This window comes from Anaerolineales bacterium (assembly GCA_022866145.1).
Lineage (GTDB): Bacteria > Chloroflexota > Anaerolineae > Anaerolineales > E44-bin32 > PFL42.
In genome coordinates this window covers 1-19,312 of sequence record JALHUE010000072.1, presented here as the reverse complement: position 1 = coordinate 19,312, position 19,312 = coordinate 1, and the positions used below count along the sequence as shown (strand labels likewise).

Annotated in this window: 14 protein-coding genes; 3 read left to right on the top strand and 11 right to left on the bottom strand. The window is 66.2% G+C overall.

The window, feature by feature from the left end; all coding sequences use genetic code 11:
* The 6 genes from MUO23_02385 to MUO23_02360 all read right to left on the bottom strand — a co-directional run.
* Window positions 1–321, bottom strand: a 321-nt coding sequence (locus MUO23_02385) for a hypothetical protein (protein MCJ7511800.1), incomplete at its 3' end; no start/stop codon positions are given.
* Window positions 321–2,348, bottom strand: coding sequence for a hypothetical protein (locus MUO23_02380; GenBank protein MCJ7511799.1), 2,028 nt, complete (start codon window positions 2,346–2,348; stop codon window positions 321–323). The genes MUO23_02380 and MUO23_02385, both read right to left, overlap by 1 nt.
* The gene (locus MUO23_02375; protein ID MCJ7511798.1) at window positions 2,345–3,898 is read right to left on the bottom strand and encodes a glycosyltransferase family 39 protein; all 1,554 of its coding nucleotides are present in this window, start codon (window positions 3,896–3,898) and stop codon (window positions 2,345–2,347) included. The genes MUO23_02380 and MUO23_02375 overlap by 4 nt, the downstream gene beginning before the upstream one ends.
* Window positions 3,899–3,920: 22 nt before the next feature.
* Window positions 3,921–5,147, bottom strand: coding sequence for a DUF2029 domain-containing protein (locus MUO23_02370; GenBank protein MCJ7511797.1), 1,227 nt, complete (start codon window positions 5,145–5,147; stop codon window positions 3,921–3,923).
* A 64-nt stretch (window positions 5,148–5,211) separates the two neighbouring features.
* Window positions 5,212–6,684 carry a hypothetical protein gene (locus MUO23_02365; GenBank protein MCJ7511796.1) on the bottom strand — a complete coding sequence of 491 codons (1,473 nt, stop codon included), beginning with the start codon at window positions 6,682–6,684 and terminating at the stop codon, window positions 5,212–5,214.
* 6 nt (window positions 6,685–6,690) lie between these two features.
* Window positions 6,691–8,352, bottom strand: coding sequence for a hypothetical protein (locus MUO23_02360; GenBank protein ID MCJ7511795.1), 1,662 nt, complete (start codon window positions 8,350–8,352; stop codon window positions 6,691–6,693).
* Between MUO23_02360 and MUO23_02355 the strand changes: the two genes are divergently transcribed.
* Window positions 8,353–9,876, top strand: coding sequence for a hypothetical protein (locus MUO23_02355; protein ID MCJ7511794.1), 1,524 nt, complete (start codon window positions 8,353–8,355; stop codon window positions 9,874–9,876).
* Entirely contained in the window at window positions 9,873–11,186 is a 1,314-nt protein-coding gene (locus MUO23_02350) for a hypothetical protein (GenBank protein MCJ7511793.1), read from the top strand. The genes MUO23_02355 and MUO23_02350 overlap by 4 nt, the downstream gene beginning before the upstream one ends.
* A gap of 446 nt (window positions 11,187–11,632) precedes the next feature.
* Here MUO23_02350 and MUO23_02345 read toward each other — a convergent pair whose 3' ends face one another.
* From MUO23_02345 to MUO23_02325, 5 genes are all read right to left on the bottom strand, one after another.
* Entirely contained in the window at window positions 11,633–12,910 is a 1,278-nt protein-coding gene (locus MUO23_02345; protein ID MCJ7511792.1) for a sigma-70 family RNA polymerase sigma factor, read from the bottom strand.
* Window positions 12,911–13,002: 92 nt separating this feature from the next.
* Window positions 13,003–13,566, bottom strand: coding sequence for a DUF4340 domain-containing protein (locus MUO23_02340; GenBank protein MCJ7511791.1), 564 nt, complete (start codon window positions 13,564–13,566; stop codon window positions 13,003–13,005).
* A gap of 33 nt (window positions 13,567–13,599) precedes the next feature.
* Window positions 13,600–15,150 carry a GldG family protein gene (locus MUO23_02335; protein MCJ7511790.1) on the bottom strand — a complete coding sequence of 517 codons (1,551 nt, stop codon included), beginning with the start codon at window positions 15,148–15,150 and terminating at the stop codon, window positions 13,600–13,602.
* 1 nt (window position 15,151) lies between these two features.
* Window positions 15,152–15,883: an ABC transporter permease gene (locus tag MUO23_02330; protein ID MCJ7511789.1), complete on the bottom strand. Its 732-nt coding sequence runs from the start codon at window positions 15,881–15,883 to the stop codon at window positions 15,152–15,154.
* Window positions 15,884–15,885: 2 nt separating this feature from the next.
* Entirely contained in the window at window positions 15,886–16,824 is a 939-nt protein-coding gene (locus MUO23_02325) for an ABC transporter ATP-binding protein (GenBank protein MCJ7511788.1), read from the bottom strand.
* A gap of 271 nt (window positions 16,825–17,095) precedes the next feature.
* On the opposite strand from MUO23_02325, the gene MUO23_02320 reads away from it, so the two are divergent.
* Window positions 17,096–19,312 (top strand): sodium-translocating pyrophosphatase (locus MUO23_02320; GenBank protein ID MCJ7511787.1); only part of this gene is annotated, 2,217 nt, incomplete at its 3' end.

The following is a 19,312-nucleotide window of genomic DNA, read 5'->3' as shown; positions in this document are numbered from 1 at the left end:
GAGCATGGGCAGGGTGGCGGTCAGGAGAATTGAAGGCAGCTGGGCTGCCCGGAAGCTGTCGCCGAAGGCCGCCATGGCCGCAGCTGCGAGCAGGCTGACTCCGGGCATCCAGTACATGTTTGATGGGTGCGGGATGCCCGCCGGCGAATCCAGATAGTTCCACAGGAATGGCTCGCTTAGACCTGCGCCACGGACGAGCTGGCGGGCGATGGCGTAGTAGTAGTCGGCGTCCATGTAGCCAGGCGATTGGATGAATCGAGCGCCCAGGGCGGCGATGCCGAACCCCAGAGCAGCCAGGATCACCCAGTCACGACGCCGCATCACGGGAGCTCGTACAAGTTGTAGCCGTCACCAATCGATTCGACCAGGGCCATCTCATCCAGCGCCGTGTCCAACGCCTGCCAGTCCTGTTCCGAGTAGCGGGCATCCTGCTTGCGAACAAAGTCCATACCCGCCTCGAACACGAGCACATGCGTGATCGTGTCGCTCCGCCAGCGTTCGAGGATCTCCTCGGCTCCGCCGATGGTTCTTCGGTCGACATACCAGCGGTCGATCCAAGGATCGGGGACGCAGCGCGGCGAGCAGTACAGCCCGCGCGGCTCCCACAACATCAGCACCCGACTGCCCTCCGCCAACTCCTGGATGCGCAGCTGCGTCACGTAGAAGCCGCCCAGCCGCCGCAGCAGGTACGATGACTCGGCCTCCTCGCCCAATAAGACGGCAGCCGGGCGCGCCAGGATCTGGGTCCGCAGCTGCTGGAATAGCAGCAGTCCAACGACCAGCGCCACCAATGCGCCGGCCAGCCGGCCGAGGCGAATCTTCCCGACGACGCTGGCCTCGAACCCGGCGAACCCTGCCCCTGCGAGCACTGCCCAGGCGGGCAGCAGGACAAAGTACAGCCGAGTCTGAATCAGCAAGCCAGACGCCATGCTGGCAGCCGCCCAGATCCCCCATCCGACGAGCAGGAACACCCCCGTCGGAACCAGCCGCGGGCGCATTCCCCGACGCAGCAGCGCTAGTCCGGGCAACAGACCCACCAGAAGCGGGCCGATGTCGGAGGCGAAACCAGGGGCCTGCTCATGACCCAGAAAGGTGGCGGCGACCGGAGCGCCTAGGCTCAGGCCGGCAGATGGCGGAGCTACGCTTTCGCGAAGTGCGGCCTGGCGCTCAGGTTGGATCCAGGCCGAAGCCCCGACATACGGATACAACGGCGCGCCGGTCGCCTGCAGGTTCTTCCAGACCCAGGGCCATGCGATCAGCGCTCCGCCCAGCGCGAACAGGACGGCGTGCCGCAACCCGCGTCGGCTGCGATCGGCTGACCAGAAGGCGAAGAACCCCGCCGGCAGAGCCAGCCAGGCAGTGTACTTGACCCCGCAGGCGAAGCCGGCCATCAGCCCACCCAGCGCCGCCAGCGAACGGGCGGGCGTCGCACGATACATGTCGAGCACGACCAACAAGGCCATGCCGTACAGCGCGGCCCACCAGTCGACATACGCCCAACCTGGCGAGGCGCACAGGGACGCTCCGCCGATCAAGGCCAGCAGGCCTGCCCAGCCCGCGGGTTTGGCCCAGGAGGCGGCCAGGCCGAAGACTCCGGCCAGGGTCAACCCAGCGGCCATCCACCCCAGCACGGCTGCCGTCTGCAGCCGGCCGAGGGCGAGCGCCCAGGTGTATAGTGCCTCACCCAGCAAGGGCAATCCCCAGTAGGGGTTCTGTGGAGTAAGCCCGAAGGAGCCCTGAGCCAGGAAGCGTCGGGGGAGTTCCAGGTGGTAGACCAGCGCGTCGAAGTGGACCGGGGGTGCTGCCGCTTCAAGAAACGCCAAACCGAGGAGCATGCCGGCGCAGGCCACGGCCGCCTGTGTCACCGGGTCAGCTTGCGCCAGAGCCCGCAGGCTGCTGCGCCAGCCGCTACACCAGCGCAGGGCGCTGCGCCCGAAGGCCAGGCCCAGCGCCAGGAGTCCGACCCAGGCGACGGAGGCCCGCGCCCCACCCCACCATCCCACAAACAGCGAACCCAGCCCCATCACGCCCAACCCAAAAGCGGCCTGCAGGGAGAGCGAGGCGGTAGAGCTGGCATGCGGCGTCGGCAGCAGACGGCGTCCAATGCCGCCGGCAACGGCCACCAGCGCACCGGCGAGCAGCACATCTCGCGTGGTCGAGGCGATGGCGAACACATTGGCCGGAGTAAAGGGCTTGTGCGAGACGAAGTAGGCTGCAACCAGGGTGAAGAACAGGCCAATGGCGATGAATGCCAGCCAGGGACGCTGCGCCCCGTCTCCCGCTCCCGGCTTCGGTGCGCCGGTTCCCGCTGGCCCCCTCCCGGTCTGTTCGGCGCGCTTGTCGTTCATCCGGATTGGCCGCTCCTCAATCGATAGTGCTGCACGATCACATCCCCATGCGCGGTCTCGCCGACAAGCTCATAGGCGGCAAGCAGAGCCTCGATCGCCGGATGAGGATCGATTCCCAGCAGCCGATACTCGTCCATCTCCTGTCGGAACAGCACCAGCCAAACGCCGGAAGCGCCCTTGACCGCTTGCTCGACATCGGCATCGGCTGTCAGTCCCAGGACCCGCTGGGTTGCCGGGGCCAGGGTCTCGCTCCCTGACCCCGGGCGATCTGCCAGGAACCGGGCAGGGATCGTCGGGTCCTGGTAGGCGGCGGGAAGTGCCGTCAGCTTGTTGGCGTGGACGATCACCTCCTCCGCCTCTCGTTCACCTGCGACCTGCCGATTGATCTCATCGAAGGGAGCATACGGGAATCCGTCGTACGTGTAGAACCCCCACAAGCCGATCGCTATGAGGCCGACGAGCGCGATCCAGGCTGTCGACTGCAGACGGGGCGACCCGCCTGGAAAGACAAGTGCCCAGCCCAACCACAAGGCGAACATGGCTCCGGACGGAAGCAAGGCCCGCTCCAGGTAGGCCGGGACCCACTGGGAGACCAGGAAGAGCAGCATCACCGGGGCGCCTGCCATCCCTAGCAGCCACAGGCCGCGCAGCCACCCCACCGGCCGCCGCCTGGCAGCGCCCACGGTCTGCAGCAATGCGATGCATAGCACCAAGATGACCAGGAACAAGGCAACGGGGAGAAACTGGTCCGGCACAGGTAGGCCGACCCCGAAGACCAGGAGTGTGCGCACCAGCTCCTCGAGACCCGGCACTCGGATCCAGTACCCCTGGAAAAGTCGCGCCCACTGGCCCGCAAGCAGGCCAACCCAGGGAAGGAACAGCAGCACTGCCAGCAGGGCTGAGCCGGCGGTCGCCAGCAGCACGCGCCGGTTGCCAAGGAAGAGCGAGGTCAGGGACAAGGGGATCAAGTAGAACGCTGCCAGGTAGTGGGCATACATTGCGCCGCAAGCGAGCAACGCGAAGGCAAACCAGGGCAGCCAGCCTTTGCGCTGAACGCCCGTGAGGTAAGCGAGCGTCGCCCCCAGCAGCAGGCACGCCAGCAGGGAATACATTCGAGCTTCCTGGGCGTAGTGCACCTGGAACGGCAGGCAGGCGATCAAGGCACCTCCGGCCAATGCCTGCCTGGGTGACATCAGCCGCAGGCCGATGGCATACCCCAACACGACGCTCCCCAGGCCGAACAGAATCGACAGGCCTCGGACCGCGATCGGGGTGTCTCCCATCGCCCGCATCCATCCTGACAGCAGGCTGTAGTACAGGAGCGGGTGCACCTCCGCATCGACCGAGCCCTGGAGCATCCTCGGCAGGCCCTTGGAAGAAAACAGGACAGAGAAGGCCTCGTCATACCACATCGGCCGTGACCCTACGGTGGGAAGTCGCAGGATAAGCGCGAGAAGCACCAGGGAGAAGCCGGCGCGACGCGGCCGCTCCGCCAGACTCCCCGCCCAGCGTCCCACGTGCGCCGACCCGCGTGCTAACCAGGAAGTCATGCGACCGCTTGTCCTCGGACCACTACGTGAAGGCCGTGCGGGCTCTACGCTGGACCCACCAGCGGATCCACCACAAGCCGATCAGGGAAACCACCGGCACGGGAAAGTACATCCAGGCACTCTCCTGGTTGCCTTCGACGGTGGCGAAGAAGAGCACCCACAGGCCGACGCCCAGCAAGGCCATGGCGCCCAGCGCCGCCAGCACTCCCTGGCTTCCCCAGCGCCGGCTCCATTCTGCGAACAGCAGGCAGAGGGCGGGGAGCAGGATGACGTAATGGGTGGTCGCGGTCCGGAAGGCCACCAGGTTGGTGATGGTCAGCGTCAGCGCGGCTGTCCACTGGAACACGGCATCGGCGCTGCCCTGCGACGATCGCCACTCCCACAGAAGCCCCAGGATGAGCGCCCCGGAAAGCAGCCCGGTCAGCCAGCGGGGATCACCGGGGAGGACCTCGACCAGGATCGATACCGGAGAGCCCAAGGAGGTGTAGCTGGGGTAGGCAACCAGCTGGCGCAGCCAGTCAATCAGCCAGGAAGGCACCAAAGCAAAAGAACCCGCTAACAGACCGAGGAAAACGGCGGCGAAGGCGGCGAGCAGGCTCCAGCGTCGGGCGCGCACGCTCCAAAGAAGCACAAACGGGATCAATAAGAACGACATTTGCGGCTTGCTGATCGAAAGGGCCAACAGGACACCCGCCAGCAGGTCTCGCTGGCGCTGGATCGCGGCCAGGGCGCCGATGAGCAGCAAGCTCTCGATGACGGAGAACTGGCCGACGATCACCGCTCGGACGCCGTGGTACCACAGCACCGAGAACACCGGGATGGCGATGAGCACGAGCATCCGGGTCTTCCAGCCTGCCAGCGCGATCCCGAGGACTCCCAGCAAGGCCAACCCGAGCTCCAGGATGGTCATCCATACCGCCCGCGCCTCGGCATACGGCAGCAGGCCGAAGGGGGCAAAGAACACCATCGAGGGCATCGGGTAGACGAAATGCGCCAGATCCTCGCCCGCCCCGAGGTCGGCCTCCCGGCCATAGATGTACTTCTGCGCGCGCAGGCTGACCTGGGGGTCGTACGGGTTGTAGCCCTCCCTGAGCCACATGTTGGCCGCGTTCCAGCGGGCGAGGAAGTCATTGCCGCCAGGCGAACCCTGCGCGAATTGGTAGTTGACTACCGTCAGGCCGGCGACCAGTCCCACGACCAGGAGGACAAGCAGCGGCGCCAGCCACCTCGGCTGAGCCGACCCCCTCACAGCCGGTCTCCGGGGGAGGTGGGAATTGAGGTCAACATCCGGGTCGCCTCATCCGAGGGCTCGCTCAGCCTTCGGGCCGCAAGAACACCACGGCCTTCTCGTCGGCAAACACGTTCTGCCAGCCGGCGGCCTGTAGGCGGATCGCCAAGGGCGCCTGCGGTTCCACCAGGACGGTCTGGATCCCCCACTGATCCAGCACGCCCTCCCACCCCGGTTCGCCGCGCCAGGCCCGCAGGTAATCCAGAAGGATCGAGTCGTCGAACAGATCCGTGCGGCCATCGACGAAGCTGAGGTAGTCAGGATACATCTCCCATGTAATGTAGGCGCCCCAGTTGTAGCTGTGGAACAACGGGCCGGGCAGTCGATCCTGCTGGATGCGCTCGATGGCGGCGGCCGGCATCGGGGCCAGCGCTGACTGCTTGAGGCGGGACGGCTCCAGGAAGCGCACGAGCAAGATTCCTGCCACCAGCAGCCAGCCAAGGCTGAGGCCGAGGTTCAGGCGCCGGGCAAGTTGGGGGGGAAGATCCCGGCCCCGGCTGCTCAAGGGCGGGAAACGGCTGAGCGATGAGGCGACATGCCGCGAGATCACCGGCGCAGCAACCACCGCGAACAGGGCGACATTGCGCCAGGCCAAGAAGGCCATGGCGGCGAATGTCGTCACCAGCAGCACTTCGCGGGTGGCCGGGCGGCGAAGCGTCGAAGCAAAGGCCGCCAGCAGCATCACCAGCATGAGGATGAAGAGCTGCGATCGAGGATCATGGAAGTCCGGCGACTGCCACTCCTGCACGAAGTCGCGCAAGACGCCGATCGAGAGTGTCTTGCCGGCGTAGCCGAGCATGGCGAAGCCATGCGGATTCAGCCCGATCGCCACGACCCCGGCAGCCAGGCAGCCCGCCAGGGTGAGAACCGGCCGACGCACATCCCTCCACACGTCCGCTGGCTTGGAGGGGCCCTTCCAGATTTCACCGACCATGTCCAGTAGGTGTGCCGCCAGGTAGAGACCGATGAGCAGCAGCCCGGTCGGGAAGGCACCGTGCAGGTTCGGCCAAAGCGCCATCAGCACAACCGACAGCCAGATCCAACGGCTGCGGCGGGCGGTGTAGCGCTCGAGGAGGAGCAAGAGGCCGGCCGTCAGGGCGAGCGAGAGGACATGCGGCCGCGCCGACCAGAAGACACTCGACGTCGCCGCCGCCAATAGCAGCACGAAGGCCCGTGAGAGAAGCGGACCTTCAAGCGTGAACCAGACCAGCACAAACGTCAGCGTCAGGATCGACGCCGTCCACAGGTGCAGCCCGGCCAGCCCCCCCAGCCGGTGGGCAGCGGCCATCGAGATCTGCGCCAGCCAACCCGGGTAGATCCAGGGCTGGCCCTGCCGGGTGGTCGAGAACGGGTCGGTGAGCAGCAGCTGATGGTGTTCCAGCATCCAGTTGCCGGCGCGCAGGTGCCACCAGGTGTCACTATCCACTACCGGGCTGCTGGCGACCATGACCAGGACAGCCAGCGTCACCAGGATGAACACGAACACCCGGTAGCTCACCCTGCTTCACTCCCCTGCGATCGGCCCGAGCGGCGATGGCCGAAGGTTGAGCTCTTCGGGGCGGATGGGCCGGCCGAAGTCATAGAAGACATGATAGTCCCCGACGACCGCTTCCCGCCACTCCACCTCGAGCGCCCCGAAACCCGCCCGCAGCCGTTCCTCGAGCAGCGGTTGGCCGGTGGTGATGTAGGCCACGCGGGGGGCCGTCGCCACGGCTTGCTGGTAGGGCGGATAGCGGTCGTCGCGAGGCGAATACCTCAGGTCGGCGTGATAGGGAAGCGCTGGCACAAACACGGCCTGCTCACGGCTGAGGAATGCCAGCGGGTACGCGACCCAGTAGTTCGTATAGCCGCGGGTCTCTCCCTGCTCGAGCAGGAACCGAACCAGCTCAGCGTCGCGGCGATGGTCAATCCGGGTGCCGGCATCGAACTGGGTGGTGAACCCGGGGGGTGAGGCCGAGGCCACCTGTGAGGTGGCGATCAGATGAAAGAGCCCGATACCCGCTAACAGGGCAACGCCCCAGGCCAGCCCCCAGCGGTCTCGTACACCGTCCAGCAACTCGCCAGCAAAGACCGCCAGGGGAACGAGGAGCGGCAGGAAGTACCTGCCGGAAGGGTCCGCGCCAAACGGCGTCAGCACGAAGCCCAGGACCGTGGCCAGAACCACACCGCCGAGCATCCACCTCCCGGCGCGGGCGGAGTCGACCCGCCGCAGCGCCCGAAGGGCAAAGGCGGCGACCGCCAGCCAGAAGCCGAAGACGACAGGCAACAGCCATGGGCTGAGCCATTCGACCGACCACGGCGGGCGCATGCCCATCACCACGGTCGTGCCGAACAGCAGCAGATTACCTGCCCGATACGCCAATGCTGGGAGCACACCGGCGGGGCTCGCCCCGGCGATTGCACTGCCGGCGAGCTCCAGCAGCGCCGCATGGGCCCCATTGGCGGCGATCCAAACCAGCAATGGCAGCAGCCCGGCCGCGCCCGCGGCCAGGGCCAGCAGCAGTCGGCTGCCGGCTGCAGGCCGGGTGAGCTTCCGCAAGCTGCAGGCCACAAGCAGCGCGGTGGGCACCACGAACACCAGCACCAGGCCGAAGGCCCATATCCCCAGCCCGGCCAGGAAACCCCATGCCAGGTAGGCCGCCTGACGCTCCGGTTTCTGCCAGCTTGCCCAGGCCGCCAACATCAGCAAGTTTCCGATCAGAATCGCCTCACCGTAGCCACCCAGGGAGACGGTCGTATACAGGGTGGTATTCACGGTCGGTATTGCCAGCAGCAAGCCGGCAGCGAAGGCCAGCCACAATCTGCCATGGATCTTCCAGGCCAGGTACACGGCTGTGGCGACCGTGGCTGAGTACAAGACGGTCTGGATGGTTCGGATCGCAAGCACCGACTCGCCGAGCATGCGGAAGGCGGCGGCAACCAAGACGGCGTCCAGGCTTCCCATGTACGCCTGGCCGTAGAAGAAGACCGGGATCCTTCCGGCCAGAATGTGCCTGGCCATCAAGGCCACGATTGCCTCGTCGGCGTTGAAGGGGAATACGTCCAGCTTCAGAAGAATCAGCTTGAGGGCGGCCGCCAGGACGGCAAGCCCGAGCGCAATCCCAATTAGCCGGGTGGGACTTGTGCCTGATCCGCCGGAGGCGGTGTCCGTCTGTATAATCGTCATATGGTCCGGCGGATGCTCACCAGCCCGGCGCTGTGGATCGGCCTGCTTGCCATCGGGCTTCGCCTGATTCCCGGCCCGCGCATCATCGACGACGCCTACATCACCTTTCGCTACGCCCAGAACCTGCTCGAGGGGCACGGCATGGTGTACAACCCCGGTGAAGCGGTGCTGGGCACCACAACTCCTGTCTACACCCTGCTGCTGGCAAGCTCATCGGTTCTGACAGGCCGGGCGGGCGCTGCGCTGCCCCAAACGGCGGTCATTGTGAACGCACTTGCCGATGGGCTGAACTGCGCCCTGCTCGTGCTGCTTGGCCGGCGGCTGAGCTGGGGCCTGGCAGGCATCTTCGCCTCGCTGGCATGGGCAATCGCCCCTTGGTCCGTGACGTTCGCCATCGGCGGGATGGAGACCAGCGTGTTTGTCGCCTGCATGCTGGCGACATTCTACTTCCATTCAAAGGAACAGCCGGCGCGCGCCGCCCTCCTTGGTGCACTCAGCCTGCTCACCCGGCCAGATGCGCTGTTGTTTCTCCTCCCGCTGGTGGTTGAGAGGCTTCGGCGCAGCATGCCCGCTGGCCGCTGGAATCCGTCGCCGCTGCCAATCCGCTGGAGGGAGGTCCTCACCGGCCTGCTCCCCCTCGCCTTATGGGGTGCGTTTGGCTGGGCCAGCTACGGCAGCCCCCTTCCCCACACCCTGGCCGCCAAGGCTGTCGCCTACAACCTGCCACCGGATGCTGCCCTCGTCCGCCTCTTGCAGCACTTCGGGACTCCATTCATGGAGCAGCTGGCTCTCGGGCCGCGCTGGCTCCTGGTCGGCCTGCTGCTCTACCTGGCGCTGTACCTTCTGGGTTCGATGGCTGTGATCCGGCGGACCTTCACGCAGTGGCCGATGTTCGTCTACCCCGCGGCGTTCTTCGTCGCCTATGCCATCGCCAATCCGTTGCTGTTCCGCTGGTACCTGGCGCCCCCGCTTCCGGTCTTCATTCTGGGGATCTTCATTGGTGTTGAACGCCTGACCCGCGATCTGCGGCGGCCGAGGCTGGCCTACGCCTTTGCCGTCCCCGCCCTACTGCTCATGCTGAACGGCTGGACGCTGCATCCCGATCATGGGCCGGCGCGGCCGGCGCCACGCATGGCGTACACCGCCCTCGAGGACCTTTACCAGCAGGTCGCAGCTCAGTTGAAGCCGAGAATTGCCGACGGAGAGGTGCTGGCGGCCGGCGACATCGGCGCGCTGGGGTTCTTCACCTCGGCCCGGATGCTCGACACGGTCGGCTTGATTACACCCGCCGCCAGCGGATACTACCCACTGCCGCCCGAGGCTTATGTCATCAACTACGCCATCCCCAGCGCCCTGATACTAGAGCAGCGCCCCACCTGGCTGGTGATCCTAGAGGTCTATGGCCGCAACACACTGCTGAAGGAACCCGATTTCCTGGCCGCCTACGAATTGATTGAAAGCATTCCGACGGACATCTACGGCAGCCGCGGCATGCTTGTCTACCGCGCGAATGGGGCGCCATGACCTGGCTGCCCTGGAAACAGCTTGTCATCGGCCTCGTCATCGCTCTGGTGGCGGCCTTCTTGTTCCTGGGGATCGACGCCCTCCCATTCCACCCGGACGAAACGTCATGGCTCGTCCAGAGCCAGGACCTCGAGCGGTTTGCCTCGGATCCGATTTCCATGGCCTACACCAGCCAAGCACGGTTGCCGGCCGAGATGGCGTACCGGCTGCTGAATGCGCCCGCGGCCAAGTACACCCTGGCGATTGGCCGCCGATTCGCTGGCTATGGCCCGAGCACGCTTCCCGCGGATTGGGATTGGACGGCCTCATGGGAGGTCAATCGGCAGCGGGGTGCCATTCCCTCCCCCGGCCTGCTGCAGTCAGCGCGCCTGGCGAGCACCGCCCTGATCGCCCTCAGCCTGCTGCCGCTGTTCGCGGTCGGGCGGCGTCTGGGAGGCACAGGCACCGGGGTGGTGACTGTGGCCCTGCTGGCGACAAACGCCCTGGTTCTGCTGCACGGACGCCGAGCGATGGCCGAAGGAGCGCTGATCCTGGCAGTGTCGCTGGTGATGGCCGGCGTGCTGTGGGGCGACCGGCACCCCTGGCTGGCGGGGCTGAGCCTCGGCCTGGCACTGGCCACCAAGCAGTCGACTTTGCCGCTGCTGCCGGTGGGCCTTCTGGGCGTGGGGTGGAGCAGTGCCTTGCCGGACCGGTCGCGAGGCAGCACCTGGATTCGCCTGGCGACCTGCTGCGTCACCCTGACCGTGGTGTGGGCGATCCTGAATCCAGTCGCCTGGCGCCGGCCGCTGGAGACTACCACTGCTATGATCGCAGAACGCCGCCAGCTGGTGGCCGATCAGATCGCCGACTTCGGCGCCTCCGGCGGGTTGCAGGTGATGGACTCGGCGGCCGAGCGCGCCTCGGGGCTGATCGCCTCGCTGTACTTCGCCGAGCCACAGGTGCGGGAAGCAGGCAACTATGATGTGGCCCTCGGGACGGCTCAGCGCGCCTACCTGGAGCAGTCCGCCACCCACCTTGGGCGCGGCCTGGTTGGCGGTGCGATCACGCTGCTCCTGGCGCTGCTCGGGATGGCTCTTGGGCTACGCCGGCTGGGAAGCGCCGCTGCGGCCGTCCGCAGGGACGCCGCCCTGATGCTCCTGCTTACGCTGGTCCAGACGGCGGCCCTGCTGGCGGCGGTGCCCCTCGCCTTTCAGCGCTACTACCTGCCTCTCGTCCCCACCCTGTGCGTGTGGATCGCTCTGGCGCTGACCGAGAGCGTGCGGATCCTGCGCTCCGGGCCCGCCAAGTCTTCGTCCGCTGCAGCGACCTAGCCTACCGCTTGGACCTGGGCCTGGCCTTCCAGCAGGCTGACCTTGACGGGCGGGCAGCGGCAGGCGAAGACAGTGTGTCAGGGAATGGAATCTCGTCCGCCTCGCCCGGTTCCCCAAGCCATGAGGGGTTCTACCATCGACTGCCAACCGGCCAGCTGATGCCACGCTGCCCGTTCCCCACCGCGGTAATGGCGTCAGCTCCCGGACAAGGTGGGAGGCTCGGGCTGGGCGCAGGCTTTAGAGCCAGGCCGTGTCAGCGCAGGCATCCGACCGCAGACCGAAGGCTTCCGTCTTCACCCCGGATCAAGTCGATATCGGGAAAGCACACGCTCCCCGCCCCAAGCAGGTCGCCAGTCCGCTCGCACTGACGTTCGACCATCCAGAGAGTTGAAGGCTGCCGGGCGGGGAGGGGTTGTGCGCCGCCTGCCGGCGCCGGCCGCCCGAACCTAGTCGCGCAGGTAATCGGCCAGCTTGCGCCGATGGCTCGGGTGGCGCAATCGGCTCAGGGCTTGAGCTTCGATCTGGCGCACGCGTTCGCGGGTCACGCCCATCTTGCGGCCGACCTCTTCCAGGGTGTAGCTCTGCCCGTCGAGCAGGCCGTAGCGCAGTTGGAGAATGCGGACTTCGCGGGGCGGGAGCATGTTGAGGACTTCCGCCAGATGCTCCCGCAGCAAGTTCTGGGTGACGGCTTCCGCCGGTGCCAGCGATTCCTCGTCCTGGATGAAGTCGCCCAGGACCGAGTCCTCGTCCTCGTCGGTGGGGGTCTCCAGGGACAGAGGCCGGCGCGCCACCTGGATCATGTTTTCGACTTTCTTGGGGGCCACCGTCAGGGCATCGGCCAGCTCGTCGGTCGACGGATCCCGGCCAAGGCGCTGCGTCAGTTGATGCGACACCCGCAGCAGCTTGTTGATCTGATCGCCCATGTGCACCGGAACGCGGATCGTGCGACCCTGGTCGGCGATGGCGCGCGTCACGGCCTGGCGGATCCACCAGGTGGCATAGGTCGAGAACTTGTGGCCCCGCCGGTAGTCGAACTTCTTGGCGGCGCGAATCAGACCGATGTTGCCCTCCTGGATCAGATCGAGGAACGGCACGCCGCGTCCCATGTACTTCTTGGCGACGCTGATCACCAGGCGGGAGTTGGCGGTGATCAGGTGCTCGCGCGCCGCCCAGCCGTCCTCAATCAGTAGGCGCAACTCACGACGGCGCTTGGCCGAGACCGGTCCGGCCGCCAGCTCCTCCCGCGCCTTGCGCCCACGCTCAATGCGCTTCGCAAGCGAAACTTCCTGCTCAGCGGTGAGCAGAGGCACCCGCCCGACTTCCTTGAGGTACAGACCGACCGTGTCATCGGCATCGAGATGGACCAGGTCATCGCCGGCCTCCGGTGGGCCCGCATCCTCCTCGATCCCTTCATCATCGGTCAGGTCTTCCGCCTCAGCCACTTCGTCAAGGTAGGGGATCCCGGCCGCCAACAAGGCGGCGTACGTCTCCTCCAGCTGATCGAGGTCGCGCTCGGCCTCAGGGAAGAGCGAGAGGATGTCGTCAATCGTGACAAAGCCTCGCTCGCGCCCCAGCTCGATCAACTGATCGATCGCCGGGTTCTCCTCCTCGGCCGCTGGGGTTTCCTCGATCACCGCCTCAAGCGGAATCCCCTCGTCATCCGTCCGGGGAAAGGGCAGTCGCATCGTCTTCTCGGTGGTCGTCTTCTTGCGCTTGTTGGCCATTCTCACTTCCAGAATACAATCAATCCGCACCCGAATCAATCCGGCGCAATTGCCGTCTCTGGCGCCGGCACGCACACACTCGTCTGAACATCCTACGGGCTCGCGGTCGCTTCGGTTTGCACGGCGGTCCCCTGAGGAACCACCGGCAACGGATCCAGCAGGCTGAGAACTTCAGCGACTCCGTAGTCGCTCAGCAGCACAATTCCAGGCCTACCCGGCATCAGGACGTAGACCGTGTCTCCGGTAGGGGCCACCCGACCGATGGCGAACGATCGCTCGGCGCTATCGGCGGTTTCCAGCCGGACCCGGTAGCGAGGTGGGTCCAGTTCGAACGGCGCCAGATCTGCCTGCAAGTCAAGCTCTGCTCGAACCGGAGGGCTGATCAGCCAGCTGACCGCCCGCTCCAGCCGCCCGGCGTCTGCCGGCGCCGACTGCGGCGCTTGCAGCACCCAGCCGGTCTCCCCCCCGCGAGCGGCCGCCAGCAGCACGGCGCCCTGCCCATCCTCCACCACAAGCCGTCGGACCGCTGCCGATTCCACGGACCACAGCGGAGCCGGGGTCGGGGGCCGCTCCGCCGGCCCGGGGTCCGACTGGCCCCTGGACTGAGTCCAGACCACGGCCACCACGACCACTGTGGCCAAGGTAGCCAAGGCCACCCAAGTGCTCCGCCGGATCATCCCGCCCCCCGCTCAGCCGCGCCGCCGCCGGCTCCACCAGACATAGGTCCCGGCCGCCAAAACCGCAGCCGGGATCAAGATGATCGTGATCAAAAAGACCCCACCGATCACCTGGGTGGAGGGCGGAAGCACAAAGCGCGAGATGGCCGGCTTGGGCGTCAGGCTGATCAGCGCCTCCTGACGCGCCGCCCAGTCGATGCTGTTGACCAGCAGGTCCCCATTGCCCAGAGCGAGGAAATCGGCGTTGGCCGCGAAGTCCGAATCGCCGATAACCACCAGCCTCGATCCGGTTTCGGGGTCTTCCACGGCCGCCGCCAGCAACAGTGGACCGGGAAAGTCTACGCCCTCGTCGAAGGCGAGATCCCCGCCCTCGGTGAGCGAAGCGTAGTCCGTCTCCCCCCACGAGTTGGATGCGGTGCGCAAGAGGGGTGTTGGTTGCAGCGGACTCTCGGCTGCGGATTGCAGCTGCAGGCTGCGGGCCGAGGGGAAGTACGATCGCAGGTTGCGCATTCGAGTGGTGATTGGATGCTCGCCATACTCGGCGGCGATGGCCGTGAGCGGCAGCGAGGAAGTCAGGTCCAGCACCAGGTCATCCTGATACTCGACCCCCCACTTCTGCTTCAAGTAGCCGCCGAGAGGCTCGACCGGCGATTGGGCAGCCAGAGCAGCCGAAGGCTCGGCCAGAACCACCAGCGCCCCACCCTGGGAGAGGTACTCTTCAATCAGTTTCGCTTCCGCCTCGGGCAGGTCAACGCTCGGGCCGGCGATCACGAGTGCCAGGGCGTCCTGCGGGATGGAGCCTTCGCTCAATGGGCTCAGCGTGTCGACCTGATAGTTCTTGGCCTCCAACGCCTGTCGGACCTGGCTGTACCCGGCTTCGTCGACTCCGTCCAGGTCCCGCTCCCCGTGGCCGACGATAAAGTAGACCTTGCGCCCTTCGGGATTCGTCAGGCGCAGGATTGCCCCGGTGACCTCCTCCTCGCTCGGGTAGGAGAGCACTTCGGAGGCGCTGCCAACTGTCACAACAATGCTGGCATCGCGCTGCACCCCGTAGTGATCCGCCGCAACCGGGTTGGCCCGCGGGTCGGTGAACTCATAGGTGATCTTGCCCCGGCTGTTGCGCTGGTAGACATCGAACAGGGCGCGCGTCAGGTCTCGCCCGTCGGCTGAGTCCGGTGTGTAGAACCCGATGAGCTGCACCGGTTCTTGCAGCTGGTCCAGGATCAAGAGCGTTTCCGGTGTCAGGCTGAAGTCCTGGGTCTCCGTCAAATCGATCGACTGCGGATTGTTGTAGGCGAGAAAATTGACGACGGCTAGGACGCCGACGACGGCCGCTGTCAGCAGCAGGGCGTTGCTGCCGTAGCGCGCCTGCCGGCCGGTGAAGGCACGCCGGAGGCGCTGCGGGTCAAGCAGAACGGCAGCTGCCAGAAGCAGGAAGCCCAGGGCAACCCCGATCTGCAAGGTCAGGTCTGAGGCCTGGTTGATCACGTACCAAGCCAGGCTAGCCAGCAGAAGGGCAGCGCCGGCCACCCAGGCGATCGATGCCAGCTTGGAGCGATTCACGCTATCCCCACCTTCGGGCCTCGACGGCTTGCGCGCCCAGGAACAGCGCTAACACCGTCAGGCTAACGTAGTACAGAACATCTGGCAGGCTGAGCAGGCCCCGGTAAAAGCTACCGTAGAAGTGGTCGACGAAGCTCAGCTGGCGGGCAATCTCGCTTGCCACGCCGGTGCCGACTCCCAGTCCGCCGGCGATCCAGAGGACCAGCAGCACAGACAGGGTGACGAAGAACGCCGCCAGCGGGCTGCGGAAGAAGGCCGACACCATCACCCCGATCCCCAGCATGGCCGCCACCATCAGCACGATGCCCAGGCTGGCCGCAAGCAGAATTCCCTGGTCAATGCCTGGGGTCGACATGCGGTGCAGGATCAGGGGGTAGGCCCAGGTCACCACCAGGATGGCCAGCATGAACAGCATCGAGCCGAGCCACTTCCCCGTCACCAGCTCCCAATCCCGCACGGGCGCAGTTAGTAGCAGCTCGATTGTGCCCATCCGGTATTCATCCGCGATCAGGCGCATCGTGATCGCCGGCGTGATGAAGAGCAGGATGGTGACGAGCGGGCCCATCACGATCCGGCCATCCGGGCTGACGTAGCCGGACTGCAGGCCGAAGAACACGTTGATGAAGAAGATCCCCCCCAGGATCAGAAAGACCATGAACGCCAGGGCATACGCCACGGGTGAGACGAAGTAGTGGCGCAGTTCGCGGGCGGCGATGATCCACACGTTGCGCATGTTTAGGTTGCCTCCCTGGCCTGGGTTTCTTCCCGCGTCAGCTGGAGGAACACCTCTTCCAGGCTCAGGCCGGTGGGAGTCAAGGCGTACAGGTCGTGCCCGGCCTCGACGATCCGGCGGGCAACGGCCGGGCGCAGGTCCTGCCCGGGCGTGCCGGAGACCTCCACCTCCCCCTGACCTCCCGAGAAGCGCACCGCCGTCACCCCGGTCACCGCCAGCACCAATTGCCGCAGTTCCTCGCCATCAACGGAGGCCGCCACCCGGAAGCGCTCGGCGCCGGCCAACTGCGCCTGCAGGTTTCCCGGCGTGTCCTCGGCCACAATCACCCCGCGATTGATGATCAGCACGCGGTCGCACATTTGCTGCGCCTCGGACAGGATGTGGGTCGAGAGCAGCACCGTGCGCTGCGTGCCGAGGTTCTGGATGATGCGGCGCACCTCAATGATCTGGCCGGGGTCGAGGCCGATCGTCGGCTCGTCTAGGATCAAGACCTCCGGCTGGTGCAGCAGGGCCTGGGCCAACCCTAAGCGCTGCCGCAACCCCTTGGAGAGATTGCCGATCGTGCTCTCCGTCCGCTCGCTCAGGCCGACTTCCTCCAGGACCGCCTCGATGCGTTCCGCCAGCCCGGCGACGCGCCGCAGGCTCCCCATGAACGTCAGGTACTCGCGGACCGACATCTCGGGGTAGAGCGGAACGGTCTCGGGCAGGTAGCCCACCCGCCGGCGAACCTCGAGCGACTGCTCCACGACGTCGAAACCGGCGACACGCGCCGACCCGGCCGTGGGCGGCATGAAGCCGGCCAGGATGCGCATGGTCGTGGTCTTGCCGGCACCGTTCGGGCCGAGAAAGCCGAGGACCTCCCCGCGGTCGGCGTGGAAGGTCAGGTCGTGGACGGCGAGATGCGGGCCGTACGACTTGCTCAAGCCTGCAACGCGAATCACGGCAGTCAATACTCCGATCGGGTGGCTTCGCGGGTCGTCGGGGGTAGGGTCGCTGCCCCCCTGGGTCGGGGGGCGCAGAACAGGTGCGCAGGGAAACCAGACGACTATCCAAGTGACTATACAGACAACTGGAAGGGGTAGTCAACAGGGCGGGCGGATTCTCATGCGATTCTCATACGCCTTTGGCCTGGCTTGACTGGCACCGAACGCTACCGTAAAATCAGGCTACTTGGCCCCCGGGTTCGCCAAAATCCATCCAAGGAGCGCCCTGATGCAGGGATTGTCCACGTTCGAACAAGTCGCCGTGTGGAGCATCCTGGGAGTCGCGATTCTCGGCCTGCTGTACGCGCTGTACCTTCGCTCGCAGATCCTCAGGGAGGACAAGGGCAGCGAGAAGATGCAGCAGGTCTGGGGCGCGATCCGGGATGGCGCCGACGCCTATCTCCGACGCCAATTGCGGTCCATTCTGCCGGTGATGGCGGTGCTGACGGTCGCCCTGTTCCTTTCGGTCTACATCGTAGAGCCGAGCCCTGAAGCCCGCCTGCGCTTCGCCGACATGACCCCTGACCAGGTCCGGTTGACGATCGGAATGGCGCGGGCGGTGGCCTTCTTGGTAGGAGCCAGCTTTAGCCTGCTGGTCGGGCAGCTCGGCATGCGGATGGCGGTGCAAGGCAACGTCCGGGTGGCCTCGGCCTCACGCCGGTCTTTCGCCGAAGCGCTGCGCATCGCCTACCGGACCGGCACGATCACCGGGATGCTGACCGATGGCCTAGGCCTGCTGGGCGGCACCCTGATCTTCATCCTGCTCGGCATCGCCGCCCCTGACGCCTTGCTGGGGTTCGGCTTCGGCGCAACGCTGGTGGCGCTGTTCATGCGAGTCGGCGGCGGGATCTTCACCAAGGCAGCCGACGTCGGCGCCGACCTTGTCGGGAAGATCGAGGCCGGCATCCCGGAAGACGACCCCCGCAACCCGGCCGTGGTGGCGGACCTGGTGGGCGACAATGTCGGCGACTGCGCCGGGATGGCAGCCGATATCTTCGAGAGCTACGAGGTGACCATCGTCTCCGGACTGATCCTGGGCCTGGCGCTGTGGCACCTCACGGGTATGCTCGAGTGGATCCTCTACCCGCTGATCGTGCGCGGCATCGGGGTGCTATCGTCGATTATCGGGACATATGCCGTGCGCGCCGGCCCAGGCAAGAGCGGCGACGCCATGGCGGCGATCTTCCGCGGCTTCCTGTCGTCGGCGGCGATATCGGCCGCCCTGTTCTTCGGCGCCGGCTACCTGTACCTGAACAGTCCCGAGATGCAGGCCTGGGGCGGCTGGTGGCGCACCCCGCTGGCCGTAGCGGCCGGTGTGCTCCTGGCGATCGTGATCGACCGCATGACCGAGTACTTTACCGGCACGCACTACGCACCCGTGAAGGAGATCCGCAAGGCAGCCGACACGGGCCCGGCGACGCTGATCCTGCAGGGCATCTCCGTCGGGTATGAGTCGTCGGTGTGGTCGATCCTGGTCATCGCCGGCACGATCGTCAGTTCGATCTTGATCTTCGGCAGCATCCCCGGGCTCTCAGGCGCCGAGGAAATCAACTTCATTCTGTACGGCGTGGCCATGACCGGCATCGGCATGCTGACCCTCACCGGGAACAACGTGGCCATGGACTCGTTCGGCCCGATCTCCGACAACGCCAACGGCATTGCCGAGATGTCGTGGTCGGAGGCGCACGACGAACAAACCAACGCCGCCCGCCAGATTCTGTCTGACCTGGACGCGGTCGGCAACACGACCAAGGCCATCACCAAGGGCGTGGCCATCGGATCGGCAGTGATCGCAGCAGTCGCCTTGTTCGGCTCGTTCCTGGTGGATGTGGGGCGAGCCCAGGAGGCCCTGGGCATTCCGCTGGCCGAGCGCATCGCCAGTGTGGGCATCCGGGTCGATGGCCCGCAGGTGTTCGTCGGAATGCTGATCGGCGGCGCCCTGCCCTGGCTGTTCTCCTCCTTTGCCATCCTGGCCGTCAGCCGGGCGGCGGCCCTGATCGTCCAGGAGGTCCGACGTCAGTTCGGCCTGGGCGTCCTGGAAGGCAAGGTGCCTCCGGACTACCGGCAGCCGATCATGATCTCAACGATGGCCGCCCAGAAAGAACTGGTCGGCCTGGGGCTGCTGGGAATTGTCACGCCGATCCTCGTCGGACTGGTCCTGGGGGTGGAAGCCTTAGGGGGGTTCCTGGCAGGCATGATCCTTTCGGGGCAGCTGCTTGCGGTGTACATGAACAACACCGGCGGCGCCTGGGACAATGCCAAGAAGCTGATCGAGGATGAGCCCAGGGACCCGGCCAGGAATCTGGGCAAGGGGTCGGAGCGCCACAAGGCGGGCGTGGTCGGCGACACGGTCGGAGATCCACTCAAGGACACCGCCGGACCGGCGCTGAACCCGATGATCAAGGTCGTCAACCTGGTTTCGGTGATCATCGCTCCGATCATCGTG